This is a genomic window from Methylomonas sp. Uni0011 (assembly GCF_056850255.1).
Map to the genome: position 1 here is coordinate 66,742 of NZ_JBVVNO010000021.1, position 6,620 is coordinate 73,361.

At 52.3% G+C, this 6,620-nt stretch carries 7 protein-coding genes; all 7 read left to right on the forward strand.

Going from position 1 to position 6,620, the window contains the following annotated elements; all coding sequences use genetic code 11:
* Window positions 1-61 precede the first annotated feature (61 nt).
* A complete protein-coding gene (rpmH, locus tag AC0IM9_RS17895) occupies window positions 62-196 on the forward strand; it encodes a 50S ribosomal protein L34 (RefSeq protein WP_054763660.1) in 135 nt (44 codons plus the stop codon).
* Window positions 197-565 carry a ribonuclease P protein component gene (gene rnpA, locus AC0IM9_RS17900; protein WP_278210787.1) on the forward strand — a complete coding sequence of 123 codons (369 nt, stop codon included), beginning with the start codon at window positions 197-199 and terminating at the stop codon, window positions 563-565.
* Complete coding sequence (yidD, locus tag AC0IM9_RS17905; RefSeq protein ID WP_140911664.1) at window positions 547-771, forward strand: membrane protein insertion efficiency factor YidD; 225 nt, start codon at window positions 547-549, stop codon at window positions 769-771. The genes rnpA and yidD overlap by 19 nt, the downstream gene beginning before the upstream one ends.
* Window positions 772-773: 2 nt before the next feature.
* The gene (gene yidC, locus AC0IM9_RS17910; RefSeq protein ID WP_482804891.1) at window positions 774-2,504 is read left to right on the forward strand and encodes a membrane protein insertase YidC; all 1,731 of its coding nucleotides are present in this window, start codon (window positions 774-776) and stop codon (window positions 2,502-2,504) included.
* Entirely contained in the window at window positions 2,504-3,844 is a 1,341-nt protein-coding gene (mnmE, locus tag AC0IM9_RS17915) for a tRNA uridine-5-carboxymethylaminomethyl(34) synthesis GTPase MnmE (RefSeq protein ID WP_482804892.1), read from the forward strand. The genes yidC and mnmE overlap by 1 nt, the downstream gene beginning before the upstream one ends.
* 336 nt (window positions 3,845-4,180) lie before the next feature.
* On the forward strand, window positions 4,181-5,494 hold the full coding sequence (locus tag AC0IM9_RS17920) for a tyrosine-type recombinase/integrase (protein ID WP_482804893.1): 1,314 nt from the start codon (window positions 4,181-4,183) through the stop codon (window positions 5,492-5,494).
* Window positions 5,495-5,566: 72 nt separating this feature from the next.
* Window positions 5,567-6,499 carry a site-specific DNA-methyltransferase gene (locus tag AC0IM9_RS17925; protein WP_482804894.1) on the forward strand — a complete coding sequence of 311 codons (933 nt, stop codon included), beginning with the start codon at window positions 5,567-5,569 and terminating at the stop codon, window positions 6,497-6,499.
* The last annotated feature ends 121 nt before the right edge of the window (window positions 6,500-6,620 follow it).

The window sequence follows — 6,620 nt, forward strand, 5'->3', positions numbered from 1 at the left end:
GCGCGCCGCTTCACGTATGATTCGCAGCCTTTTTATCCGTTATCAATCAGGGCAGTACCTTATGAAAAGAACATATCAACCCAGCAAAATCAAGCGCGTCAGAACCCACGGTTTCCGTGCTCGCATGGCTACCGTCGGCGGCCGTAAAGTGATTAACGCGCGCAGAGCCAAAGGCCGCGCTTCGTTGACGGTTTAATTGTCGGCGGAAAGTTTTGGCTTTCCCGATCAGTATCGGCTACGGACGCCTGCTGAGTATAAAAGAGTATTCGCCAACCCGGTAAAATCGACCGACAGGTATTTTACGGTATTGGCAGTAAGCAATTGCCTGGCCCATTCGCGTTTGGGCCTGGCGATCGCCAAAAAAACGATAAAAAAAGCAGTCGCACGGAATCGCATAAAAAGGGCTGCCAGGGAAAGTTTCAGATTACAGCGGCAACATATCGTCGGCATAGATATTGTAGTTTTGGCGCGGGGCGACGCGGCTAACGCAGCCTCGCCCATATTGAGGAAGTCATTGGAAAGGCATTGGCTAAAACTGGTAGAGCGATGCGATTCCTGCTCATAACCCTGATCAAGTTTTACAAATACTTCATAAGTCCTTTGCTGGGGCCGAGATGCCGTTTTTATCCCAGCTGTTCAAGTTATGGCTTAGAAGCAATCCAACTGCATGGTGCTTTCAAAGGCTCTTACCTCACGCTTCGCCGATTATTGAAATGCCACCCTTTTCACGAGGGCGGCATTGATCCTGTTCCGGAAAAATTGAGTAAATAACAATGGATAACATAAGATTTGTCTTGGTCATGGCGATGTTGATGATCTCCTACATGTTGTGGGAGTCTTGGCAGATCGATTATGGCCCGAAGCCGCAAGCGATTATTTCCGAAACGCCCGTGATCGCTGGAGACGCAACGGTCGCCTCAGCCGGACAGACAGCCGCTGCCGGGCAAAACCCCGCAAGTCCAGCCGTGGTCCAAGCGCCTGCCGATAAAGTCATCAAAGTCAAAACCGATGTTTTCGAGCTGGAGATCGATACCCAAGGCGGCACATTACGCAATCTCGATCTGCTCAAGTACCCCCACGAAAAAGTCAACACCGTCGTCGACAAGGCCTATGCTCTGATCGGCATGACCCCGCCGGAAAAAAATCTCAGCCCGATCCGCCTGTTCGACAGCAATCCGGAAAGCCTTTATCTGGCGCAAAGCGGCTTGATCGCCAATGCTAATTCCGCCGCGGCTCCGGACCACCGCAGCGCGTTTAGCGCCGAAAAGAGCGAATACCAATTGGCCGAAGGCCAGGACGAATTGCGGATTCCGCTGACCTGGACCAACCAGCAAGGCCTGACCGTGACCAAAACCTATACCTTCAAACGCGGTAATTATGCGATCGGCCTGGAACAGAAGGTCAGCAACCGTTCGGCACAGGATTGGTCGGGTAAACAATACAACCAATTGCTAAGAAAGCTTTACAGCGACAAAAGCAACAACAGCTTCATCAGAACCTTCTCCGGCGGCGTGGTTTACACCGAGAAAGACAAGTTCCAAAAAATCAAATTCGAAGACATGGCCGACGACAAATACGACGTCAAGGCCAAAGATAACGTGCACAGCAAAAGCGGTTGGAGCGGCATGATCCAACACTATTTCGCCGCAGCCTGGATTCCGCCCGCCGACCAGGACGCCCAGTTTTACACCAACGATTTAGAGGATACCCGCTATCAAGTCGGTTCCCTGTCGCCGGATTTAAGCGTGCCCGCCAACGGTGAAGCTGCGTTCACTAGCCAATTGTTTGCCGGCCCGAAAATCCAGCCGGTGATGGAAGCTTTGGCTCCCGGACTGGAATTGACCGTCGATTACAGCTGGTTGACGCCGATTGCCAAAGGTATTTATTGGTTGCTTAACCAGATCTACGGTTTCGTCGGCAACTGGGGTGTGGCGATTTTGGGCGTGACTTTCGTCATCAAGGCCCTGTTCTTCAAATTGTCCAAAGCCAGCTTCCAATCGATGGCAAAAATGCGCAAGATTCAGCCGCGGCTGAAAGACTTGCAAGAGCGTTACGCTGACGATAGGCAGAAGTTCAATACCGAAATGATGGCGATGTACAAAAAGGAGAAGGTCAACCCGCTCGGCGGCTGTTTACCGATCCTGGTGCAGATTCCGGTGTTCATTTCGCTGTACTGGGTATTGATCGAAACCGTCGAAGTGCGTCAGGCCGACTTTGCCCTGTGGATCCAGGATTTGTCGGCGCAAGACCCGTTCTACCTGTTGCCGATTTTGTACGGCATCACGATGAAGATCCAGCAAAGCCTGAACCCGGCGCCGATCGATCCGCTGCAAGCGCAGGTCATGAAAATGTTCCCGATCGTGTTCACCGTATTCTTCCTGTTCTTCCCGTCCGGTTTGGTACTGTACTGGATTTGCAATAACAGCTTGTCGATCATCCAGCAGTGGTACATCACCAAGCACGTGCTTGAAGAGGATGGCCACAAGCATAGTGTTGTCCCTTAATGCTTGACGGCGACACCATAGCCGCCATCGCCACGCCGCCGGGTAACGGCGGCGTCGGTGTCATCCGCATCTCCGGGCCGGCCGCGCCCGGCATCGCCGGTCACCTGACCGGCAAACCTCTCCCCAAACCCCGCTTCGCTCAATTCGTATCTTTCCTGGAAGCCGACGGCCGCGCCATCGACAGCGGTCTGCTGCTGTATTTCCGCGCCCCCGCTTCTTTTACCGGTGAAGACGTCGTCGAACTGCAAGGCCACGGCGGCAGTGTCGTGTTGGATATGCTGTTGCGCCGGGTATTGGCGTTGGGCGCCAGATTAGCCGAGCCGGGAGAGTTCAGCCGCCGCGCCTTTTTGAACGACAAAATCGATCTGGCCCAGGCCGAAGCGATTGCCGATTTGATCACCAGCAGCACCGAACAGGCCGTGCGCTCGGCTCAGCGATCGCTGCAGGGCGTGTTTTCCGAAAAAATCAACCAGTTGATCGACGAATTGATCGAACTGCGCGTGTTCATCGAAGCGGCGATCGATTTCGTCGACGAAGAAATCGATTTTCTCGGCGACGGCATCGTCGCCGGCCGGATCGCGCGCCTGCAAGCACAGATCGGCGAAATCCGCCGTAGCGCCGAACAGGGCCGGCTGTTGCACGACGGCATGACCGTGGTCTTGGCCGGTAAACCCAACGCCGGCAAGTCCAGTTTATTGAATGCGTTGGCCGGCCACGATGCGGCGATCGTCACCGACATTGCCGGCACCACCCGCGACGTGTTACGGGAGCGGATTCAACTGGACGGCATGCCGCTGCACGTGATCGACACCGCTGGCCTGCGCGACAGCGACAATCCGGTCGAGCAGGAGGGCATCCGCCGCGCCCGCCAGGAAATCGCCAGGGCGGATCGGGTGTTGTTGTTGATCGACAGCAGCGACACCGACTGTACTGGCAGCGATGCCGATTTGCCGGCCGGTATTGCGGTCACCAAAGTGTTCAACAAAATCGACTTGGTCGGCGGTCAGGCCCGAATCGAACATGCTCCGCAAGGAACCGAGATTCATCTGTCGGTCAAACAAGGCCAGGGGTTGGATTTGTTGAAACACCATCTGAAGCTGAGCATGGGCTTCAGCGAAGGCGCGGATAACGTTTACGTTGCCAGAGCCCGCCATATTCAAGCCCTACAACAGGCCGCCCAAGCCGTAGAAAACGCCGCCGACCAATTGCAGCACCAGGCCCACGAACTGGTCGCCGAAGAACTGCGCCAAGCCCAAACCGGCTTGTCCGCAATCACCGGAGAATTCACCTCCGACGACCTGTTGGGCGAGATTTTTTCCAGTTTTTGTATTGGAAAATAGCTAAGCTTCCAGTCTGTTCCGAAGTCTTCCATAAAACTCATTAAATACCAATACCTTAATGAGTTTTTGTTCCGAATTGATCTTGCTTAATCCTGTCAAATCCGCCTAAAATTGTGCCCAAGACTGTGCCCATGCGGTAACGTCTGGCTTCTCCTGGGCACAAATTCTGTGCCCTAGCGCCCTTAACATAGGGTGGAGAAACCAACTGTTTAAGGGCGAAAGGGTGCGGAAATAGTCGTAAATTATTGTTTTTAAAATAACTAGGCGATGTGCCCATGATTTTAGGCTGTGCCCATGATGAAGCTATCTCATGGGCACAAATTGACGGAGGTTGTTATGGCGCTCAGTGAAGTCAAATTGCGTAACTTGAAGCCAAAGGATAAGGCGTATCAAGAATCCGATGGCGGCGGTATGTTTGTCGAAGTATTGCCGGGCGGTGGAAAAGTGTGGCGCTTGCGTTATCGTCTATTCGGCAAACAGGAAAAAGTTAGCTTAGGCGAATATCCGGCTTACAGTTTGGCCGAAGCCCGTCAGTGGCGAGCGGATTGCGTTGCCTTGGTAACGCGGGGGCTATCGCCGATGGCCTTGAAGCGCGGCGACAGCATTCCGAATGACATCAAGCCCGAAGCCAAAGAACTGGCCGATACTTTTCTAAAAAACTGGTGCCGGGAAGCCATCCAGAAACAACAAGTCAAAATCGCCGCGATTCAGGCGGAGGACACGGTCGAGGCCTTTGCCCGGCGTTGGTACGCTGAAATCGTCGAGCCAAACAACAGCAATCCCCGCAATATCCATCGGGTACTGGAAAAGGACGTTATTCCCGCCATTGGCGGAAAACAAATTGCCGATGTCACCGTCACCGATGTACTGGCAATCACCGACAAAGTTAAGGCGCGTGGCGCGGATCAAATGGCCTTGCAAACCCGGAATGTCTTGAAACGGCTGTTTGCCTATGCCATCGCCCGAGAAAAAGCCAAATTCAACCCGGCAGCGGCGATTGATGCCAAGTTTATCGCCACCGCCAAAAGTCGTGACGTCGCTTTAACCGCTGCGGAAATTGGCAAGTTGTTGCGGACGATTTACCAGTCTTCTATCAAACGTTCCCACAAGCTGGCGCTGCACTTGTTGATCCTGTGCATGGTACGCAAATGCGAATTGATCGAAGCCCGGTGGGATGAAATCGATTTTGACCAGCGGCTGTGGATCATCCCCGGCGAACGCATGAAAAAGGATAAAGACCATGTGGTGTTCTTAACCGAACAGGTGCTGGCGATGTTTGAAGAGTTAAAGGGATTGGCTAGCGGCTCCGAATGGGTATTTCCCAGCACGCACAGCTTGGACAAACCCATATCGAAATCGACATTGAACGTCGCGGTGCGCAGTTTCGACGCTGACGTGCAAAACTTCGTGATTCACGATTTCCGCCGCACCGCATCCACCCATTTACACGAAGCTGGGTTCAATTCCGACTGGATAGAAAAATCGCTGGCGCATGAGACTAAAGGTATACGTGGCGTTTACAATAAAGCTCAATATGCCGACCAGCGCCGAGAAATGCTGAAATGGTGGGCGGATTTTGTCGACAGCCAAATCGAAGAAAATCGCAAAGTCATCATTGGTCGCTTTGGCAAAGCCTATAGCGCCGGATAATTACAATAACGCAGCAAGGGACTATGAGCGAAACCCAAACCTTCAAAGCATCATGGCCAAGCGGGATGTTCCATGGCCGATAATTACGACGATTACAGCCGCGACGAACTGATTCGTGAATTGCGCCTGCGAGACCGGCGGCCCCGCTTTGGTTTGGTGTGGGAACGCAAGGAAATCGAGCACGAAAAAGCCGTTAACGACGATTTCGTCGCGCTGGATTTCGACCCGGCCCTGTCCTGTGGCGATGCACCCTACCGCAATCTGATCATCGAAGGCGACAACTTCGACGCCCTACGCTATTTGCGCATGACCCATGCCGGCAAGATTAAATGCATCTACATCGACCCGCCCTATAACACCGGCAACCGCGACTTCATCTACAACGACCGCTTCGTCGACAAGGAAGACAACTACCGGCATTCCAAATGGCTGGAGTTCATGTATCGCCGCTTGCAACTGGCGAAGGATTTGCTGGCTGAAGACGGGGTGATCTTTGTATCGATCGACGATAACGAGGTGTTTAATCTTGGTTTGTTGATGAATCAGGTATTTGGCGAAAGTAATTTTCTGGCCTGTATTGCATGGGAAAAACGCTACACAAGAAGCAACAACGCCAAATTATTCTATTCATTGAAAGACTGGATAGTCGTATATCGCGCATCTCCCTTGGTACAAACGATGAAAGAAACAAGAACGGCAAAGGCTGATTCTAATTTCTCTAATCCAGACAACGATCCTAATGGCGCATGGATGACTAGCTCATATGTTAATCCTGCTACGAAAGACAAACGCCCAAATCTGGTGTACACAATTTTTAGCCCTCTCGGGAAAGAAGTTAATCATCCAACGCACGCTTGGAAATATTCTAAAACCGAGCATGAAAGGCATAAAGCAGAGAAGCGTCTTTGGTGGGGTAAAAATAATGATGCTATCTATCCACGTTTGAAACTTTATCTTTCCGAAGCCAAAGGAATGGTGCCTGTTGATTTATGGTCTTATATGTAATGGTCAACAAAAACCGGACACCACATCAGGCAGCGTTTCTATAAAATTCCTGCTCGAATTCAAGCGGGGATTGATAGCCCAATGTTGAGTGCGATCGGCGGCCGTTATAAAAAGCCAAATA

Bases quoted from the DNA above. Each gene is read 5' to 3' on its own strand.
- mnmE (WP_482804892.1), top strand. From the start codon at position 2,504: ATGCTTGACGGCGACACCATAGCCGCCATCGCCACGCCGCCGGGTAAC.
- AC0IM9_RS17920 (WP_482804893.1), top strand. From the start codon at position 4,181: ATGGCGCTCAGTGAAGTCAAATTGCGTAACTTGAAGCCAAAGGATAAG.
- yidD (WP_140911664.1), top strand. From the start codon at position 547: ATGCGATTCCTGCTCATAACCCTGATCAAGTTTTACAAATACTTCATA.
- AC0IM9_RS17925 (WP_482804894.1), top strand. From the start codon at position 5,567: ATGGCCGATAATTACGACGATTACAGCCGCGACGAACTGATTCGTGAA.
- rpmH (WP_054763660.1), top strand. From the start codon at position 62: ATGAAAAGAACATATCAACCCAGCAAAATCAAGCGCGTCAGAACCCAC.
- yidC (WP_482804891.1), top strand. From the start codon at position 774: ATGGATAACATAAGATTTGTCTTGGTCATGGCGATGTTGATGATCTCC.